The sequence below is a fragment of the Mesorhizobium sp. M4B.F.Ca.ET.203.01.1.1 genome, from assembly GCF_004791025.1.
Taxonomy (GTDB): domain Bacteria; phylum Pseudomonadota; class Alphaproteobacteria; order Rhizobiales; family Rhizobiaceae; genus Mesorhizobium; species Mesorhizobium abyssinicae.
On sequence record NZ_SRUO01000181.1, the window covers coordinates 1 to 323 of the forward strand.

General features: G+C 64.4%; 1 pseudogene. It reads left to right on the forward strand.

The annotated features are described in order from the left end of the window. Positions 1–323 (forward strand): annotated as a pseudogene (locus EN846_RS34210) (hypothetical protein); the annotation flags it as partial.

Consider the following 323-nt stretch of genomic DNA (forward strand, 5'->3'; position numbering starts at 1 on the left):
GTCGCATTTCGTCGAGCATGACGGAGACTTCGCGGCTTTTTTCGACGGCGAAGGTGTCGCCCGCATCATCTCCGAGAAGGCGGTCCTGGAAGGCAAATCGGATTTCAGGGAAGTGAAGACGGACGCGCCGCAGCACGGCGTCGCAGTCGCCTATGGCTCCCACGTCCTCCTGTCAGAGCCGAACAGGGAAAAACCGGACGCACTCCCGGTCGGCATCAGGGTCGCTGACGAAGCCGGAGCGCCGATCGGCGGCATCCACGCCTGCCACGACCTCCACGGCGAGGCGTCTTCCGGCAATATCAGGGCTTTCGCCTGCGCGACCG